This window comes from Antarcticimicrobium sp., assembly GCF_029212575.1.
Taxonomy (GTDB): domain Bacteria; phylum Pseudomonadota; class Alphaproteobacteria; order Rhodobacterales; family Rhodobacteraceae; genus Antarcticimicrobium.
Genome location: NZ_JARGPK010000065.1, coordinates 1 through 18411 on the forward strand (window position 1 = coordinate 1; position 18411 = coordinate 18411).

Below are 18411 nucleotides of genomic sequence, written 5' to 3' on the forward strand. Positions count from 1 at the left end.
CACGTCATAGGTGCGGTCGATCTGGCGGACCCATTTGACGCCGATCCCCTTGACCGCGTCCGAGATCGAGTTCTGCGTCGCCTTGGTCGGGTTGTCGGCGCGCGAAGACAGCACGTCCTGTCCGCCGGTGGCGGCGGAATAATAGTTGTCGACGATCACTGCCACGCTGTCGGATTTGTTAAACACCATGTTGCCGATCGAGGACGACAGACCATTGTGCCAGAACCCGCCGTCACCCAGGATCGAGATGGCGCGCTTTTCCCCGCCGCCGTCAAAGGCGGCGTTGGAGGCCGGGCCAAGCCCATAGCCCATGGTGGAGCCGCCAACCTCGAAGGGGGGCAGGCAGGCGAACAGGTGGCAGCCGATATCGCCGGTGATCTGGTGCTCGCCCAGCTCTTCCTGCACCAGTTTCATCGCGGCAAAGATCGGCCGCTCCGGGCAGCCGGTGCAGAACCCCGGCGGCCGGGTCGGCACGGTTTTCGACAGGTCGGGGATCGCCGGCGCGGGCTGGTTCGGGGCGCGGGCCTGCCCCGGCAGCAGATCGGGCCCGTGTTCCTTCAGAAACGCGGTGATCCCGTCCAGCATCACCTTGCCGGTATATTCGCCCGCCATCGGCAGCATGTCCTTGCCATGCAGCTGCACCTTCAACCCCTTGCGCAGGATGAAGGTGGAGAGCGTCTGTTCGATGAACTCGGGCTGGCCCTCCTCGATGACCAGAACGGCGTCCTTGCCCTCGGCAAATTCGGCGAACTCGTCGCTGACCAGCGGATAGGTCACGTTGAGGCAATAGACCGGGATGTCGGAGTTGCCATAGATGTCCGCCAGCCCAAGACGTTGCAACGCCCGGATCGCGCCGTTGTACATGCCGCCCTGGCAGACCAAGCCGATCTTGGCCTCGCTTGGCCCGAACATCTCGTTCAGCTTGTGTTCGGTGATGTATTTCTCGGCGGCCGGCCAGCGGTTGTCGATCTTGTCCTGCTCATGCACGAAAGCCGCCGGTGGCAGCACCACGCGGTTGAAATCCTTTTTCGGTGCGGACAGCGCATCCTTGACCGTCAGGGTCGGGGCGACGTTGTCGCTGCACTCGAAACTGCCGGTCACATGGCACGAGCGGATGCGCACGGTCATCATGACCGGGGTGTTCGACGCCTCGCTCAGCGCGAAGCCGTCGCCCACCGCCTTGACGATCGACGGCAGGCTGGGGCGCGGGTCCAGCAGCCAGATCTGTGACTTCATCGCGAAAGGGTGGCTGCGCTCCTGCATGATCGACGAGCCTTCGCCGTAATCCTCGCCGACGATGATCAACGCGCCGCCGTTGACCCCGGATGAGGCCAGGTTGGCCAGCGCGTCGGATGCGACGTTGACCCCCACCGGCCCCTTGAAGGTGACCGCGCCCCGGATCGGGTAATGCACCGAGGCCGCCAGCATGGCGGCGGCGGCGGCCTCCGAGGCATTGGCCTCGAACCGCACGCCAAGTTCGCCCAGCAGTTCCTCGGCATCGGCCAGCACGTCCATCAGGTGGCTGATCGGTGCCCCCTGGTAGCCGCCGACATAGCCGACCCCGTTTTCCAGCAGCGCCTTGGTGATCGCCAGGATGCCCTCGCCGGTAAAGGTCTCGCCCTCGCCCTTGCGCAGGTGTTCGACTTCCTTCTTGAAGGATCTCTCGGCCATGTCTCGTCCTCAGAATTCGTTCCTGCGCACATTACGCAGGATCTTGTGCAGTGTCGCCAGAAAGGCCTGTTGTTCGGCCGGCGGGATGTCGTGGAACATCTGGTCATGGGCGGCCGCCATCGCGGGCCAGTGCCGCTCGAAGGCGGCGCGGCCCTGCTCGGTGATGAAGACGCGGGTCGCGCGGCTGTCCTCGCGGTCGGTCTCGCGCCGGATCAGCCCATCGGCGGCCAGCCCGTCGAGCGCGCGGCTCAGCGTCGATTGCTCGACCACGGCATAGACCGCCAACTCGCGGATCAGGATGCCGTCCACCACCGACAGCACCGCGAGCGAGCGCATCTTGGGCGTGGTCATGCCCTGGTGGGCCATGTCCTCTCGCAGGCTGGCGTTGTAGCGGCCCATGATGCGGTTCATCAGGTAGGGCGGGAAATTGTTCAGCCCGATCTCGCCCAGCCGGCGCGGTGCGGTCACCTCGTCCGTCATCCGCCCAGCCTCTTGGCCGCGTTGAAGCCCGAGCCGCCACCCAGCCCCGGCCCGGGGTGGGTCGAGGCGCCGATGTGATGCAGCCCCTTCACCGGCGTGCTGCCATTGCGCGACCACGGGAACGGGCGGAACACGAAAAACTGGTCGATGCCGCATTGCCCGCCGTAGGGATCGCCGCCGACGAGGTTCACGTTCATCGCCTCCAGATCGGCGGGGGAATAGGCCCGGCGCGCCAGCTTGATCTGGTCGAAATCCTTGATGTGCCGCGCCAGGATCGCCTCGATCCGGTCGGCAAATGCCTCGCGCGTGGCCTCGTCCCAGCTGCCATCGGTCTCGATCTCGCCCGCCGCATCGCCCGTGATCACGCGCGGCGCGTCGGGGATCTGCAACCACAGGATCGCCTTGCCATCGGGGCAACGGGTCGGATCCAGCCGGTGCGGCTGGCCGACACAGATCGTCGGCGTCTCCGGGATCATCCCGCGCTCGGCCTCATTGGCCGATTTCGACACCGCGTCGATGCCGTCGGACAGGTGGATCAGCGCCACGTCGTCCATCCCCTCGGTCAGCCACTCGGGCGGGCGGTCCAGCGCGAAATGCATCTGGAAGTTGCCGCGCCCGTGCCGATAGGCGCGCGCGCCCGCCTGCTCCTCGGGGCGCGCATGATCGCGCAGCAGCCGGTTGACCAACTGCCCCGGCGCGACCGAGGCCAGCACGTTGCCCGCCATGATCCGCTCGCCGCCAGCGGTCTCGACGCCCACGGCGCGGCCACCGTCGACCAGGATGCGGTCGACATCGACACCGGTGCGGATCTCGCCGCCTTTCTCCTCGATCAGACCGCGAAACGCCTCGACGGCGCGGGCCGATCCGCCCTTGACCACCGGCGCGCCGGCGGCCTCCAGCGCAAAGGCCACCACCTTGGCCATCTGGCCGGAATAGGTGGATTCTGGCGTCAGTCCGCAATGCAGGACCCAAGGCACCCAGAGCGCCTGGATATCCTCGCTTTGATAAGCGGTCTCAAGCCAGCCGCGCGCCGGAACCAGCGCCTCGCCGATCCAGCTTTTCAACCCGTTGAGCCCGCGCCTCCACGCCTGACCGGCCAGCAGTTTCACGGTGCCGCGCGACCACAGATCGCCGCCCAGCAGCGCAAAGAGAAACGGCGCGTCGGCCTCGATGCCACCCACATCGGCCGCATGACGGTCGCCGTCGCCCGCCGCCAGCGCGTTGAAGGCGGCCACGTTGGCGGCCCGGTCCATGCCCAGGACGGTGGCCCGCCCGCCCGGCCGCAACACGGCGGTCGGATGGGCGGTGTGACAGAACTCCAGCCCGTGCCGCCCCAGGTCCTCGGCCAACTCCGCATAGGCGGGCGAGGTCAGGAACAGCACGAAGGTGGTGGCCATCACGTCATGGTGGAAGCCGGGCAGCGTCGCCTCGGCGGTCATCATGCAGCCGCCGGCGCGATCCTCCCGCTCCAGCAGCACGACCTTCCTTCCCTTCCGCGCCAGAAGCGCCCCGGCAACCAGGGCATTGATCCCGGTGCCGATGATGACGTGATCGACCGTTGCCATGGCTCAGCCCTTCGGTGCCAGCGCCAGCGCGCGGATCGGGCTGCCGGTGCCCTTCTGGATCTTCAGCGGGGCGACGATCAGGATCGCGCCCTTGGCCGGCAGCTTGTCCAGGTTGGCCAGCGAGGCCAGGCCAAAGCGGTTGTTGGCATGCAGCAGGTTATGCGCCGGGAACGGCGGCTCCATCCCGCCGGCCAGGCCCGCGTCGGTGCCGATGCACTGGCTGCCCCAGCCGACGATGCCCTTGTCGATCAGGTACTGGATCACCTCGGCGGTCGGCCCGGGTGTGTGCGGGCCGTTCTCATCGGCATTCAGGAACTTGTCCTCGTCCTCGCCGTACTGGTCCCAGTCGCTGCGCATGACCACCCATTCGCCGACGTTGATCTCGCCATGCTCGGCCTCCCAGGCCTTGACGTGGTCGATGGTCAGAAGAAAGTCGGCGTCAGCGGCGGATTCCTTGGAGAAGTCCAGCACGTTGACCGGCGCGATCAGGCGCTGCACGTCGAGCGTGTCGGTATAGCCCTCGGGGTTGTCGCGGCCGGTGATCCAATGATGCGGTGCGTCGAAATGGGTGCCGGTGTGTTCGCCCAGAACCAGCCAGTTCCAGGCAAAGAACGGGCCGTCCTCGTCGTATTCGCTGATCTTGTGGATCTCGACCTTGGGGGTGTTCTTGGCGAAATCCGGCGGCAGTTGCAGGATCGGCGTGTCCGGTCCCAGCACCCCGGTACAATCCACCACGTCTATCCCGCCCGAGGCGATCATCGCCCCCAGGCTCTGCAATGTGTTCGATGCGCTCATCTTTTTTGCTCCCTAGGTGTTTTGGCGCCCCGTCGTGGCGCGTCGCTGTGAATCAATGCTAGACAGGATTAAATGCTTTTGCAAATATATTGGCAAGAACGGGGAGTACGGATTGTCACAGTTATCCGCGGATGCGGTCATCATAGGCAGCGGCGTCAATTCGCTGGTTTGCGCGCACCACCTTTGCAAGCGTGGCTGGTCGGTGATCGTGCTGGAACAGGCGGACGAACCCGGCGGCGCCGTGCGTACCGGGGCCTATACGATAGAAGGGTTCGCCCATGACTGGGCGGCGATGAACCTCTCGCTTTTTGCGGGCTCACCGCATTTCCAGGAAAACAGCGAGGAGTTGATCCGCCACGGGTTGGAGTTCGCCCCGGCAAGCAACTGTTTTTCCAGCGTCTTTCCGGACGGAACATGGATGGGAATTGGCACAGATGCCGCCGCCAACCGGGCCCGCATCGCAGCCCTGTCAGAGCGCGACGCGCAAACCTGGGACGCGCTGTCAGGCGCCTTCCCGGCCGAGGCCGAGCATCTGTTCGGTCTTCTCGGCTCTCCCATGAAATTACATGCATTGGCATCTATTGGTTGGAAGGCCCTGCGCCGGAAAGGGGCGGGCGGAACCCTGGACCTGGCGCGCTTCCTCGCCGCCTCGCCGCGGGCCTGGCTCGAGGAAACTTTCGAATCGCCCAGGCTGCGGGCGACGCTGGCGGCCTGGGGCATGCACCTGGATTTCGCCCCCGACATCGCCGGAGGGGCGCTTTTTCCCTATCTCGAGGCGATGGCGAATCAGGCCTTCGGCATGGCGCTGGGCAAGGGCGGGGCGGCCACCGTCATCACCGCGCTTCAAGGCGCGATCGAGGCGCGCGGCGGACGTATCCTGTGCGGCACCCCGGTCGAGACCATTCTGCATGCGAACGGCAAGGCGACCGGCGTGATCGCGGGCGGCGAAACCATCATCGCCAATCGCGCGGTCATCGCCAACGTGGCGCCCGGGGCGATGGAGCGGCTGACCGGCGGCAGCGGCAACGCGGGCTATGACACCGCGATGCGGAAATTCCGCCATGCGCCCGGAACCATGATGATCCACCTGGCGCTTACCGACCTGCCGGACTGGACCGCCGGGGCCGAGCTGCGCGAATTCGCCTATGTGCATATCGCACCTTCGCTTGACCAGATGGCGCGCACCTATGTCCAGGCCGTCGCTGGGTTGCTGCCCGACGAGCCGGTGATCGTGGTCGGCCAACCCACCGTGGTCGATCCCTCCCGCGCGCCCGAGGGAATGCACACGCTCTGGATGCAGGTGCGCATGGCTCCGGGCGAGATCCGCGGCGATGCCGGCGGCGAGATCACCGCGACCGACTGGTCCGGGGCCGCCGGGCCCTTTGCCGAACGCGCGCTGAACCTGCTGGAGCGCTACGCCCCCGGCACCCGCGCCAAGATCCTCGGCCAGCGGGTCGTCACGCCCGCCGAGCTGGAGGCCGACAATCCCAACCTCGTCGGTGGCGACCAGGTTTGCGGCAGCCACCACATCAGCCAGCATTTCCTGTTCCGTCCGGCGCGCGGATACGCCGATGGAACCACCCCGATCCGGGGCCTTTACCACACCGGGGCAGCCGTCTGGCCCGGGGCGGGGACGGGCGCCGGGCCGGGCCATCAACTCGGCCGGAAACTGGCCGGGAAATAAAACGTACAAAAAACAGCCGAAACCACCCAAAACCAACAGGGGAACAACATGACCAAACTCACAAGACGCAGCCTGCTCAAGAGCACCGCCGCCGCCGCCACGCTGGCCGCCGCGGCGCCGACATTTTCCTGGGCACAGGGGATCGACGACCTGGTGATCGCCTATAACGTCAACCTGCCCAGCTGGGACCCCACCGTCGGCGCCTCAGCGGTCAATCCGACGATCCAGGGCATCTACCAGTCGGTGTTCGACCAGTTCATCCTGCAACAGCCCGACCTGTCGCCGGCGCCCGGCCTGCTGACCGACTGGGGCTGGAACGACGACCACAGCCAGGTCTGGATGGACGTGCGCGAAGGCGTGAAATGGCATGACGGTTCGGACTTTACCGCCGAGGACGTGGCCTGGAGCCTGGCCCGCGTCGCCAGCCCCGAGACCGGCAGCCCGATCCAGTTCGTCTGGGGCACGCTGGAAAACCATCGGGTCGAGGGCAACCGCGTCATCGCCGACGTGAAACAGTTCGACCCGACGATCTTCAAGTGGATGTACTTCCTCACCGGCTACGTGCTGCCCAAGGCCTATTACGAAAAGGTCGGCGCCGACGGCTTTGAGGCCGCCCCGATCGGCACCGGCCCCTACATGGTCGAGAAATACGAGCGCAACGCCTATGTCCGCCTGAAGGCGAACGAGAATTACTGGGGCGGCGCGCCGGAGTTCAAATCCGTGACCATCAAGTTCGTCACCGACGCCGCCGCCCGCGTCGCCGAGGTGGAATCTGGCAATGCCCATGTCACGCTGGAAATGCCCTATGAGGAGTTTGACCGCCTCAAGGCCGGCAAGCTGGAAGGGGTGGCGGCGCCGATCTCGGATATCGGGATGATCTTCTTCAACGATATCGAGGTGATGACCGACCCGAACGTGCGCAAGGCCGCCGTCATGGCGGTGGACAAGCAGGCCATCGTCGACCGTCTGCTGTCGGGTTACGGCGTGCCGATCGACACGCTGGAGACGCCGGAATACGACGCCTACGATCCCTCCATCAAGACACCCTACGATCCCGAAGGGGCCAAGGCGCTGCTGGCGGAATCGGGCTATTCCACCGACAACCCGGTCAAGTTCACCATCCAGACCACCCGCGGTTTCAAGCCCAAGGATTACGAGATCATCCAGGCCATCGTCGGGCTGTGGCGCCGGGTCGGCATCGAGGCCGAGATCGAGGTCTACGAGATCGCCAAGCATTACGAGCTGCGCGCGGCCGACCAGCTTGCCCCGGCCGCCTTCTACAACTGGGGCAACTCGGTGGGCGATCCGACCACCTCGACCGGCTTCGCCATGTACGGCCCCTCGCCGCACTCGGTCTGGGACGGGCAGGACCTGATCGACATGATCAACCCGCTCTGGGGCGAGGCGGACGAGGCCAAGCGCATCGAAGGGTGGAAGGGCGTCAGCCGCTATATCGCCGACAACGCGCTGGTGCTGCCGCTGCTGCAATACGTGCAGCCGATCCTGCATGCACCGGGTGTCAAGGTGACGCCGCATGCCTCGGGCGCGCTGCTGCCGCACCTGATGACCCGCGCCTGAGCCGCGCCTTTCAAACCCCAGTGACCGGAGGGCGGGCGCTTCCTGCCCTCCGGCTTTCGGAACCATTTCCATGACATTGATCAGACGGATCCTGCTGCGATTGCTGACCATGGCGATCACGCTCTTCGGCGTGGCCGTCATCGTGTTCTTCGTCATTCGCGTCGTGCCCGGAAACCCGATCGCGATGATGCTGCCCCCCGGCGCCGGCGAAGAGGACATCGCGCGGCTCAAGGCGCTTTACGGGCTGGACAAGACCATCCCGGAACAATTCGTGATCTGGCTTTCCGGCGTGCTGCAGGGCGATTTCGGCACCTCGATCACCACCCGTCAGCCGGTGCTGGCGCTGGTGCTGTCGCGGCTGCCGGCGACGCTGGAGCTATCGGTGGTGGCGCTGGTGATCGCGGTGGCGATCGGCGGCACGCTGGCGCTGACCGGCACCCGGATGCGCGGCACAAGATCCGAGGGCGCGATCGATGTGGCCAACGGCATGGCGCTCAGCGTGCCCGATTTCCTCTGGGGGCTGGTGCTGATCCTGCTGTTCGGGGTGCTCTGGCCGGTGTTCCATATCTCCGGGCGGGTGTCGCCGTCGCTGGATCTGCCGTTCGTCACCAATTTCTATCTGTTCGAAAGCGTGCTGCGGCTGCGCTTTGACATCTGGGCCGATCTTGTCGCGCATATGTTCATGCCGGCGCTGGCGCTGGCGATCCCGCTGGCGGCGATCATCGCCCAGCTTCTCAAGCAATCGCTGAAGGAAACCATGCATCTGGATTATGTCACCCTGTCGCGCACGAAAGGGTATGGCGAGAACCACGTCATCACCCGTGAGGCGCTGCCCAACGCGGTGCTGCCGACGCTGACCCTGATCGGGGTGCAGTTCACCTTTCTGATCGGCGGCACCGTCATCATCGAGCGGCTGTTCTCCTACGAGGGGCTGGGCAACATGGCGATCGACGCGGTGATCAACCGCGACCTGCCGCTGATCCAGGGCATCGTGATCCTGTTCGCGCTGATCTTTTCCGTGGTGAACCTGGTGGTCGATCTGACCTATGCGGCCCTGAACCCGAGGTTGCGACATGGCTGACGGACGTTCACAGGTAAAACGCCGCGCCGGCGCGCGGTTGTGGCTGTCGGCCACATGGCTGGGCCTGCTGGTGCTGGGGGCGGTGTTCGCGCCGCTGATCGCGCCGCAGGACCCGCTGGCGCAGGATCTCTTCGGCGCGCGGCTGCCGCCGTTCTGGGAGGCAGGCGCCGATGCGGCCTTTCCGCTGGGCTCGGACTCGCTGGGCCGTGACGTGCTCAGCCGGATCATCCACGGCGCGCGGATCGCGCTGGGGGTGGCGCTGATCGCGGGCACGCTGACCTGTCTGATCGGCTCCGGCCTGGGGCTGATCGCGGGCTATTTCCGCGGCTGGCCCGACATGGTGATCTCGCGCCTTGTCGATATCTGGATGGCGTTTCCGCCGGTGCTTTTCGCGATCCTGCTGATCGCGGTTCTTGGTACTGGTCTGAGTTCCATCATCATCGCCATCGTGGTGATCGACTGGACCCGCTTTGCCCGCGTCATCCGCGCCGAGGCGATGAGCCAGGGCGCAATGGATTACGTCGCCTCGGCCCAGGTGGCCGGGCGCAAGCGGTTCAGCATCTTGCTGGCCGAGATCCTGCCCAACGTGCTGCCTACCATCGTCGTCCTGCTGACGCTGGAAATGGGCATCGCGGTGATCGTCGAGGCGATCCTGAGTTTCGTGAACCTGTCGATCTCGACCGATCAACCGACCTGGGGCAGCATGATCGCCGAGGGGCGTCTGTCGATCCACCAGGCGTGGTGGGTGCTGGTGTTCCCGCTGGTCACCCTGTTCCTGACCGTCCTCAGCTTCAGCCAGTTGGGCGAAGGGCTGAAGGACCATTTCGATCCGGTGCTGCGATGAGTTTCCTGACAATCGAGAACCTGAATGCCGAGGTCGGCCCGGCGCCGATCCTGCGCGACGTGTCGCTTTCGGTGGCGGCGGGCGAGGTGCGCGGGCTGGTGGGCGAGAGCGGCGCCGGCAAGAGCATGATCGGCAAGGCCGTGCTGGGCACCTTGCCCTCGGCGATCGAGATCAGCTCCGGGCGGATCGTGCTGGAGGGCGAGGATCTGCAGGCGATGCGCCCGCGCGACCGGCGTCGGGTGATCGGCGCCAAGGCGGCGCTGATCCCGCAGGACCCGCTAACCGCGCTGAACCCCTCGCGCCGGGTCGGGCCGCAGATCACCGACCGGCTGGTGGATATCCTTGGCTGGACCCGCCACGATGCCCAGACCCGCGCGCTGGAATTGCTGGACGAGGTGCAAATCCCCGAGCCCGAGCGCGTGATGCGGGCCTATCCGCACGAGCTGTCGGGCGGTATGCGCCAACGCATCCTGATCGCCTCGGCCTTTGCCGCCGAGCCAAAGCTGATCATCGCGGACGAACCGACCACGGCGCTGGACGTGACCGTGCAAAAACAGATCCTGAAGCTGATCAAGCAGATGCAGGCGCGGCACGGCACCGCCTTGTTGTTCGTCACCCACGACCTTGGCGTGGTGTCCAAGATCTGCCAGTCGCTGACCGTGCTCTATGGCGGCAAGGTGCTGGAGGATACCCGGATCGGGGATTTCTTTGCCCGGCCGGCGCATCCCTATTCCGCCGCGCTTCTTGCCGCGACGCCGAAATACACCGATCCCGCCGCCAGCCTGACCCCGGTGCCGGAGGCGGTGATCGACGGCGTCCGGGCCGAGATCGAAGCCTTTGACAGGATGCACGGTCATGTCTGACACACCGATCTACGACATCGAGAACCTGCACCTGTCGTTTCCCGACATGGCGCACAAGCCGCTGCTCGGGCCGGCACCCCGGATCGAGATCCTCAAGGGCATCTCGTTGACGATCCCGCGCGGCGACGTGGTGGGCATTGTCGGCGGCTCCGGCTCGGGCAAGTCGACGCTGGGCCGGGCGATGATCCGCCTGCTGGAGCCTGACAGCGGCTCCATCCGCTTCGAGGGGCAGGACATCACCCACCTGGGCGAGGATGCGCTGCGCCCGCTCAGGCGCCGGTTCCAGATGATCTTTCAGGATCCGATGTCCTCGCTGAACCCGCGCCGCACGGTGGGGGCGATCATCGCCGGGCCGCTCCGGCTGCAGGGGTTCGACAGGGTATCGCAGCGGGTCGATCAGGCGCTGGATCACGTCGGCCTGCCGCGCGCCTTTCGCAAGCGGTATCCGCACGAGTTGTCGGGCGGGCAGCGGCAAAGGGTGGGCATCGCACGCGCCATCGCCACCGAGCCGGATTTCATCCTGGCGGATGAAATCGTCTCGGGTCTCGATGTCTCCAGCCAGGCGCAGGTGCTGAACCTGCTGGAGCAATTGGTGCGCGAGCTGGGCCTGACGCTGGCCTTCATCAGCCATGACCTGTCGGTGATCCGGCGGCTGTGCCGGCACACGCTGGTGCTGCATCTGGGCGAGGTGGTGGAGTACCGCGAGACCGCCGCGCTGTTCGAGGCGCCGCAGGCCGCCTATACGCGGGAGTTGCTCGACGCGATCCCGCTGCCCGACCTGAAGCAGGTCTGGGCCTGATCGGTTCCCTTCGCGGCCGGTCTGGCGAAGATTCCTGCAGGCGGGCCGAGCAAGTTTGCTTGGCCCGCCTCGCGCTGTCGGCTACACCGGAACCAGAAAAACAGGGAGACTGAGCGCCATGCACATGAGCGACGAACGCGAGATCAAGGCCGATCCGGCCACCGTCTATGCCGCCATTCTCGACCCGGGGATGCTCAAGGCCTGCGTGCCCGGCGCCTCGGAGGTCGAGGGCAACCCGCAGGACGGCTACACCGCCACGGTGACGCAGAAGGTCGGCCCTGTGAAGGCCACCTTCAAGGGGCAGGTCACCATGTCGGACTTGGTGGAGAACGAAAAGCTGACCATCGCGGGCGAGGGCAAGGGCGGGGCCGCCGGTTTCGCCAAGGGCGGCGCGACCGTGACGCTTGCGCCGGCGGGCGAGGGGGCGACGCTGCTGTCCTATGAGGTCGAGGCCAAGGTCGGCGGCAAGCTGGCGCAACTGGGCAGTCGGTTGATCGACGGGTTTGCCAAGAAGATGGCCGACCAGTTTTTCCGGAACCTCCAGTCGCAGATCGAGGGGGAGGACGAAGACCCGGAGGAGGAGGGCAGCCAGGAGGCCGGGACCGGCGAAAAGAAAGGCTGGTTCAAGCGCGTCACCGGCCGCGAGTGATCCCTGCAAAACCGCGCACCCCCATGTGCGCGGGCGCGCTGTTCTGTCGCGGCGGCGGGTATTAGATACCGTGCGAAGGGGAAAGCCATGTCTACCATCTTGTCCATCCGCGATCTGCGCAAACGCTATGACGGCGGGTTCGAGGCCCTCAAGGGGGTCTCGCTCGAGATCGAGCAGGGCGAGATCCTCGCGCTGCTGGGGCCCAACGGCGCCGGCAAGACGACCCTGATTTCCACCATCTGCGGTATCACCACGCCGACATCGGGCAGCGTCACAGTGGGCGGTCACGACATCATCAGCGGGTTCCGCGCCGCCCGGTCGATGATCGGGCTGGTACCGCAGGAGGTGGCGCTGGAACCCTTCGAGACGGTGATCCGGACGGTCCGGTTTTCCCGCGGCCTGTTCGGACACCCGCGCGACGAGGCCCTGATCGAGCGGATCCTGCGCCGGCTCTCGCTGTGGGACAAGCGCAACGCGCCGGTCAAGGAGCTGTCGGGCGGCATGAAACGCCGGGTGTTGATCGCAAAGGCGCTGGCGCACGAGCCCCGCGTGCTGTTTCTCGACGAGCCCACCGCCGGGGTCGACGTGGAACTGCGCAAGGACATGTGGGACACGGTGGCCGAGTTGAAGGCCGACGGCGTGACCATCATCCTGACCACCCATTACATCGAAGAGGCCGAGGCGATCGCCGACCGCGTCGGGGTGATCAGCGGTGGCGAGCTGCTGCTGGTCGAGGACAAGAAAAGGCTGATGGCCCGGATGGGCAAGAAACGGATCGAGGTGCTGCTGAGCGCGCCGATCCGAAAGATCCCGCCGGCGTTGGCGGCGCATGACCTGGTGCTGACCGGGGACAATGATACGCTGGTCTACGAATACGACACCCACGCCGAGCGCACCGGCATCACCAGGCTGCTCAACGACGTCGCGGCCGCCGGTCTGGTGCTGCGAGATGTCAAGACGCGCGAAAGCAGCCTGGAAGAGATCTTTGTCGATCTGGTATCGGAGGGCCGGTCATGAACTGGGGCGCCATTGCCGCGATCTATCGCTTCGAGATGTCGCGGTTCTTCCGCACGCTGATGCAAAGCTTTCTGTCGCCGGTGCTGTCCACCTCGCTGTATTTCGTGGTGTTCGGCACCGCCATCGGCAGCCGCATCGACCAGGTCGAGGGGATCAGCTACGGCGCCTTCATCGTGCCGGGGCTGATCATGCTCTCGGTGATGACCCAGGCGATCTCCAACGCCTCCTTCGGGATCTACTTCCCGAAGTTCATCGGCACCGTCTACGAGCTGTTGTCGGCCCCGGTCAATTTCCTCGAGATCGTCCTGGGCTATGTCGGCGCGGCGGCGAGCAAGGCCCTGTTCATCGGAACGGTGATCCTGTGCACCGCCGCGTTCTTCGTCGATCTGCGCATCGCGCACCCCCTGGCGATGGTCCTGTTCCTGGTCCTGACCTGCCTCAGTTTCGCGCTGATGGGATTCATCATCGGGATCTGGGCGCGGAACTTCGAGCAGCTCCAGCTGGTGCCGCTGCTGATCGTGACGCCGCTGGTGTTTCTCGGCGGCTCCTTCTACTCGATCACCATGCTGCCGCCGGTCTGGCAGACCATCACCCTGTTCAATCCGGTGGTCTATCTGATCTCGGGGTTCCGCTGGGCGTTCTTCGACACCTCGGACGTGCCGGTGGGGCTGAGCCTGCTGGCGATCGGCGGATTCACCTGCCTGTGCCTGGCGGTGATCTGGTGGATCTTCCGGACCGGCTGGCGGTTGCGCAGCTGATCGTCCCGCGACCGTCGCGCCCGCCCGGCGGTGCCCGGCGGCGGACGTGGCGTGAAATCCCCGCTGCCGGTGTTTCTGCGTCCCCGGTGTCTTGTTTGTTCACGGGCGGCATTCTACATCGAGCGGCATGAACCTGCGCTTTCCCTTTATCAAGAACCCGCCGCTGGTCTCCGTGGTTCGCCTGACCGGCATGATCGGTTCGGGCGGGCGCAGCACCCTGAACGATGCCGCGGTGGCGCCGATCCTGGAAAAGGCGTTCCGGAAGGGCAAGCCCGCCGCCGTCGCGCTCGAGATCAATTCGCCCGGCGGCTCGCCGGTGCAATCCTCGCTGATCGCCGCCCGCGTGCGCCGCCTGTCGGAAGAGACCAAGGTGCCGGTCTTCGCCTTCGTCGAGGATCTGGCGGCCTCCGGCGGCTACTGGCTGGCGGTGGCGGCGGACGAAATCTGGGCCGACGACAGCTCGATCCTCGGTTCGATCGGGGTGATCTCCTCGGGGTTCGGGGCGCATGTGCTGCTGGCGCGGCAGGGGATCGAACGGCGCGTCTATACCGCCGGCGAGTCCAAATCCATGCTCGACCCGTTCCGCCCGGAGAACCCCGAGGATGTGGCGCGGTTCAGGGTCATCCTGGGAGACCTGCACGAGAATTTCATCGCCCACGTCAAGGCGCGCCGGGGCGGCAAGCTGAACAGCGAGTCCGATCTCTTCACCGGCGAGATCTGGGCCGCCCGCCGGGCCACGGCGCTGGGGCTGATCGACGGGATCGGCCATCTGAAGCCCAAGATGCAGGACCGTTTCGGCAAGAAGGTGAAGTTCCGCCGCTACGCGATGCGCCGGCCGTTCTGGTCGCGCTTCGGGGCGCAGATGGCGCAGGACGCCCTGTTCGGGATAGAGGAGCGCGCGGCTTTCGCGCGTTTTGGCCTCTGACGTGATTTTCAAGATCGTTTCTCTCTTCCTTGTGGGGATGGCGGTGCTTGCGATGTTCGGAAAGCTGCGCTTTCCCGGGCAGGACAAGATTTCGTCGGCGCGCTGCCCGCGATGCGGCCGCTTCCGCATTGGCAAGGGGCCCTGCGACTGCGGTGACGGGGGACGGCGTTCATGATGCCTTGGGTGTTGTCGGGACTGGGGTTGGTCATTCTTCTTCTGGCGGGCGATTCCCTGGTGCGCGGCGCGGTCAACCTCAGCCTGCGGCTGGGGGTGCCGGCGCTGATCGTCAGCCTGACCATCGTGGCCTTCGGCACCTCGGCGCCCGAACTCCTGATCTCGATCCGCGCCGTGCTCGACAATGCGCCGGGTATCGCGCTGGGCAATGTGGTGGGATCGAACACCGCCAATATCCTGCTGGTGCTGGGCATCCCCGCGATCCTTGCCCGCATGCACACCAGCGAATGCGACAGCCGGAAATCCTATGTCTTCATGCTGGCGGCGTCGGTCCTGTTCATCGCGCTGGCGATGCTGGGCACCTTCACCCTGTGGGCCGGGCTGGTGCTGCTGGCGGTCCTGGTGCTGGTCCTGTGGGACCAGATGCGCGATGCCCTGAGCCATCGGCGCAACGGGGCCAAGGAAATCGAGGTCGAGGACCTTCTCGAGGCGCTGGAAGACGCCGACCCGGACATGCCCTTCTGGCGCATCGGCATCTATACCGGGCTGGGTCTGATCGGGCTGCCCCTGGGGGCCAATCTGCTGGTCGAGAACGCAACGGTCATCGCCCAGACCTATGGGGTCAGCGATACGGCGATCGGGCTCACGCTTGTGGCTCTTGGCACCTCGCTGCCGGAACTGGCCACCACGGTGATGGCGGCGTTGCGCCGTCAGGCCGACGTGGCACTGGGCAACGTGATCGGGTCGAACATGTTCAACCTGCTCGCCATCATCGGCATCGCAACCCTGTTCGGGCCGATCCCGGTCGATCCCGAGTTCCTTCGGTTCGACCTTTGGGTGATGCTGGGTGCGTCGTTGCTGCTGGTGCCTTTCGTTTTCTTCCGCAGCGACATCACGCGGCTGTGGGGCTTCGGCCTGAGTGCGCTATATATCGCCTATATCGCCGCGGTACTGATGTAACCCGCCGCGCAGCAGATCGGGGGACAAACGATGTCACGCAGTCTGATCACGGGCGCCGGAACGCGGCTGGGCCGGGCCATGGCGCTTTACCTGGCGCGACGCGGTCATGACGTGGCGGTCCACTACGCCCGATCGCGCGATGCTGCCGAGGAGACGGCGTCGGAGATCCGCGCTCTGGGCCGTCGTGCCGTCACCCTGCCCGCGGACCTGCTGCACGAGGCGCATACCGCCGAGCTCTTTCCGGCCGCGGCCGAGGCGCTGGGCGGCCCGATCACCTGCCTGGTCAACAACGCCTCGATCTTCGAACATGATACGGTTTCCACCGCCACCCGCGAAAGCTGGGACAGGCATATGGAAAGCAATCTGCGCGCGCCTTTCGTGCTGACCCAGGCGATGGCGGCGCAGGGGCTGGAACCGGCGCAGGATGGCGTGGGCGAACCGGTGGCGACCGGGTTGGTCGTGAACATGATCGACCAGCGCGTGCGCAAGCTGACGCCGGAATTCATGACCTATACCATCGCCAAGATGGGGCTCTGGGCCATGACGCGCACCACCGCCCAGGCGCTGGCCCCGGCGATCCGGGTCAACGCCATCGGTCCCGGCCCCACACTTCGGGGGCACCGCCAGTCAGAGGCGCATTTCGCCGCGCAGCGGGCCAGTACGGTATCCCGGCGCGGCGCCAATGCCGAGGACATCACCGCCGCGCTCGGCTATTTCCTCGATGCCCCTGCGGTGACTGGCCAGTTGATCTGCGTCGATGGCGGTCAACACCTCGGATGGCAGACCCCCGATGTGCTCGGGGTTGAATGACCCGTCGCGGTCGAAGTTTTGCACCGATCACACCGGCGTTACTAAGGCGTTACAAAATCTTGTTTATTTTCATTCACTTGGCGAGATGTGATTAAAATTCCACGTGTTTTCAGTAACTTCCGGATATGCCTAAAATTTAGGCAAATCAAGGAACCTCCCGTGGAACAACGGAATTTCTCCGATGCCTTGAAGTTATCTGCAAACTTGTCCACAGCTTCGGTGGATTTGTTTTCCCTTGAAAGGGGCTTGGTTGCATTGCAGCCTGGGGTAGAGAATCATAATTCTGTAACATGAGCGAGCCCTCCGACACCGCCGACCAGCCGCGCCTGACCGGCCATGGCTGTATCCAGTCCTATCTTAAAACGCTCGACGGATCGCCGGGCGTGTACCGAATGCTCGATGCCCAGGTACGGGTGCTCTATGTCGGCAAGGCGCGCAATCTGCGCGCCCGTGTCTCCAGCTATGCCCGGCCCACCGGCCACACCCCGCGCATCGCCCGGATGATCCGCGAAACCGCCTCAATGATGTTCCTGACCACGCGCACCGAGACCGAGGCGCTGCTGCTGGAACAGAACCTGATCAAGCAGCTCAAGCCGAAGTACAACGTGCTGCTGCGCGACGACAAAAGCTTTCCCAATATCCTCGTCGCCAAGGATCACGCCTTTCCCCAGATCAAGAAGCACCGCGGCGCCAAAAAGGAGAAGGGCAGCTATTTCGGCCCCTTCGCCAGCGCCGGCGCGGTCAACCGCACCCTGAACCAGCTGCAAAAGGCGTTCCTGCTGCGCAACTGTTCCGACCCGATGTTCGAAAGCCGCACGCGGCCCTGCCTGCTCTACCAGATCAAGCGCTGCAGCGCCCCCTGCACCGGCCAGATCTCCGAGGCGGCCTACGCCGACAGCGTCCGCGATGCCGAACGCTTCCTGTCGGGCCGCTCGACAAAGGTGCAGGAGGAGCTGGCCGGACAGATGCAGGTGGCCTCGGACGCGATGGAATTCGAACGCGCCGCTGCCCTGCGCGACCGCATCCGCGCGCTGACCTCGGTCCAGACGGCGCAGGGCATCAACCCGCGCGGCGTGACCGAGGCCGACGTGATCGCCCTGCATATGGAGGGCGGACAGGCCTGCGTGCAGGTGTTCTTCATCCGCGCCAACCAGAACTGGGGCAACCGCGATTTCTATCCGCGCGTCGGCGCCGACGTGTCGCCGGCCGAGGCGATGGAGGCCTTTCTCGGCCAGTTCTACGACAACAAGGAACCGCCGCGGCAGCTGATCCTGTCGGATGCGATCGAGAACGCCGACCTGATGACCGAGGCGCTGAGCCACAAGGCCGGGCGCAAGGTCGCGATCCTGGTCCCCCAGCGCGGCGAAAAGGCCGAACTGGTCTCGGGCGCCCTGCGCAACGCCCGCGAAAGCCTCGCCCGCCGCATGGCCGAAAGCGCCACCCAGACCAGGCTGTTGCAGGGGCTGGCCGAGGCCTTCGGGCTTGAGGCTCCGCCGCAGCGGATCGAGGTCTACGACAACTCGCACATCCAGGGCACCAACGCGGTCGGCGGGATGATCGTGGCCGGCCCGGACGGGTTCATGAAGAACAGCTATCGCAAGTTCAACATCCGCGGCGACGACCTGACCCCGGGCGACGATTTCGGCATGATGAAAGAGGTGCTGACGCGCCGCTTTTCCCGCCTGCTGAAAGAGGACCCCGACCGCGACAAGGGGCTCTGGCCCGATCTGCTGCTGATCGACGGCGGCGCCGGGCAGG

17 protein-coding genes are annotated in these 18411 nt (G+C 65.7%); 13 read left to right on the forward strand and 4 right to left on the reverse strand.

Going from position 1 to position 18411, the window contains the following annotated elements:
• The 4 genes from P1U75_RS14980 to P1U75_RS14995 all read right to left on the reverse strand — a co-directional run.
• Positions 1-1671, reverse strand: a 1671-nt coding sequence (locus P1U75_RS14980; protein ID WP_300244842.1) for an indolepyruvate ferredoxin oxidoreductase subunit alpha, incomplete at its 3' end; no start/stop codon positions are given.
• A gap of 9 nt (positions 1672-1680) precedes the next feature.
• On the reverse strand, positions 1681-2151 hold the full coding sequence (locus P1U75_RS14985; RefSeq protein ID WP_300244843.1) for a MarR family transcriptional regulator: 471 nt from the start codon (positions 2149-2151) through the stop codon (positions 1681-1683).
• Positions 2148-3716 carry an NAD(P)/FAD-dependent oxidoreductase gene (locus tag P1U75_RS14990; RefSeq protein ID WP_300244845.1) on the reverse strand — a complete coding sequence of 523 codons (1569 nt, stop codon included), beginning with the start codon at positions 3714-3716 and terminating at the stop codon, positions 2148-2150. The genes P1U75_RS14985 and P1U75_RS14990 overlap by 4 nt, the downstream gene beginning before the upstream one ends.
• Before the next feature lie 3 nt (positions 3717-3719).
• The gene (locus tag P1U75_RS14995; RefSeq protein ID WP_300244846.1) at positions 3720-4511 is read right to left on the reverse strand and encodes a cyclase family protein; all 792 of its coding nucleotides are present in this window, start codon (positions 4509-4511) and stop codon (positions 3720-3722) included.
• A 112-nt stretch (positions 4512-4623) separates the two neighbouring features.
• Here P1U75_RS14995 and P1U75_RS15000 point away from each other — a divergent pair, with 112 nt between their 5' ends.
• From P1U75_RS15000 to uvrC, 13 genes are all read left to right on the forward strand, one after another.
• Positions 4624-6195, forward strand: a complete 1572-nt coding sequence (locus tag P1U75_RS15000) for an NAD(P)/FAD-dependent oxidoreductase (protein ID WP_300244847.1) — start codon at positions 4624-4626, stop codon at positions 6193-6195.
• Positions 6196-6243: 48 nt separating this feature from the next.
• Positions 6244-7773 (forward strand): ABC transporter substrate-binding protein, encoded by a 1530-nt coding sequence (locus P1U75_RS15005; protein ID WP_300244848.1) that lies wholly within the window; start codon positions 6244-6246, stop codon positions 7771-7773.
• Positions 7774-7843: 70 nt separating this feature from the next.
• Positions 7844-8854, forward strand: coding sequence for an ABC transporter permease (locus P1U75_RS15010; RefSeq protein ID WP_300244850.1), 1011 nt, complete (start codon positions 7844-7846; stop codon positions 8852-8854).
• Positions 8847-9698: an ABC transporter permease gene (locus tag P1U75_RS15015; protein WP_300244851.1), complete on the forward strand. Its 852-nt coding sequence runs from the start codon at positions 8847-8849 to the stop codon at positions 9696-9698. Before P1U75_RS15010 ends, P1U75_RS15015 begins: the two co-directional genes overlap by 8 nt.
• On the forward strand, positions 9695-10561 hold the full coding sequence (locus P1U75_RS15020; RefSeq protein ID WP_300244853.1) for an ABC transporter ATP-binding protein: 867 nt from the start codon (positions 9695-9697) through the stop codon (positions 10559-10561). Before P1U75_RS15015 ends, P1U75_RS15020 begins: the two co-directional genes overlap by 4 nt.
• On the forward strand, positions 10554-11360 hold the full coding sequence (locus tag P1U75_RS15025) for an ATP-binding cassette domain-containing protein (RefSeq protein WP_300244855.1): 807 nt from the start codon (positions 10554-10556) through the stop codon (positions 11358-11360). Before P1U75_RS15020 ends, P1U75_RS15025 begins: the two co-directional genes overlap by 8 nt.
• Positions 11361-11478: 118 nt before the next feature.
• Positions 11479-12009 (forward strand): CoxG family protein, encoded by a 531-nt coding sequence (locus P1U75_RS15030; protein WP_300244856.1) that lies wholly within the window; start codon positions 11479-11481, stop codon positions 12007-12009.
• An 87-nt stretch (positions 12010-12096) separates the two neighbouring features.
• Positions 12097-13026, forward strand: a complete 930-nt coding sequence (locus tag P1U75_RS15035; protein WP_300244857.1) for an ABC transporter ATP-binding protein — start codon at positions 12097-12099, stop codon at positions 13024-13026.
• A complete protein-coding gene (locus P1U75_RS15040; RefSeq protein ID WP_300244858.1) occupies positions 13023-13784 on the forward strand; it encodes an ABC transporter permease in 762 nt (253 codons plus the stop codon). Before P1U75_RS15035 ends, P1U75_RS15040 begins: the two co-directional genes overlap by 4 nt.
• A 127-nt stretch (positions 13785-13911) precedes the next feature.
• The gene (locus tag P1U75_RS15045; RefSeq protein WP_300244860.1) at positions 13912-14709 is read left to right on the forward strand and encodes a S49 family peptidase; all 798 of its coding nucleotides are present in this window, start codon (positions 13912-13914) and stop codon (positions 14707-14709) included.
• 171 nt (positions 14710-14880) lie between these two features.
• On the forward strand, positions 14881-15843 hold the full coding sequence (locus P1U75_RS15050; RefSeq protein WP_300244861.1) for a calcium/sodium antiporter: 963 nt from the start codon (positions 14881-14883) through the stop codon (positions 15841-15843).
• Between the two features lie 30 nt (positions 15844-15873).
• Positions 15874-16653 (forward strand): SDR family oxidoreductase, encoded by a 780-nt coding sequence (locus tag P1U75_RS15055; RefSeq protein WP_300244863.1) that lies wholly within the window; start codon positions 15874-15876, stop codon positions 16651-16653.
• 290 nt (positions 16654-16943) lie between these two features.
• Positions 16944-18411 (forward strand): excinuclease ABC subunit UvrC (uvrC, locus tag P1U75_RS15060; protein ID WP_300244864.1); only part of this gene is annotated, 1468 nt, incomplete at its 3' end.